At 59.2% G+C, this 532-nt stretch carries 1 rRNA gene; it reads left to right on the top strand.

The features are described 5' to 3' along the window. Positions 1–532: ribosomal RNA gene (locus AC5RV6_RS16935) — 23S ribosomal RNA — on the top strand; the annotation flags it as partial.

Genomic DNA, 532 nt, shown 5'->3' on the forward strand with positions numbered 1-532 from the left:
ATCCTTGAAAGAGTGCGTAATAGCTCACTGGTCAAGTGATTCCGCGCCGACAATGTAGCGGGGCTCAAGTACACCGCCGAAGTTGTGGCATTCACACAGGACCCTAGCCTTCGTGGTTCAGGGGTGTGGATGGGTAGGGGAGCGTCGTGTGGGCAGTGAAGCTGCGGTGTGAACCAGTGGTGGAGCCTACACGAGTGAGAATGCAGGCATGAGTAGCGAAAGACGGGTGAGAAACCCGTCCGCCGAATGATCAAGGGTTCCAGGGTCAAGCTAATCTGCCCTGGGTAAGTCGGGACCTAAGGCGAGGCCGACAGGCGTAGTCGATGGACAACGGGTTGATATTCCCGTACCGGCGAAGAACCGCCCATACTGATCGGGGGATACTAACCGCCCGAAGCCTGCCCGAGCGCCCTTGTGGTGTGAGGGTTTTGGTGGAGCGCGGGACCTGATCCCGGGAGGTAAGCGTATTAACAGGTGTGACGCAGGAAGGTAGCCGGGCCGGGCGATGGTTGCCCCGGTCCAAGGATGTAGG

This window comes from Arthrobacter saudimassiliensis (genome assembly GCF_059090665.1).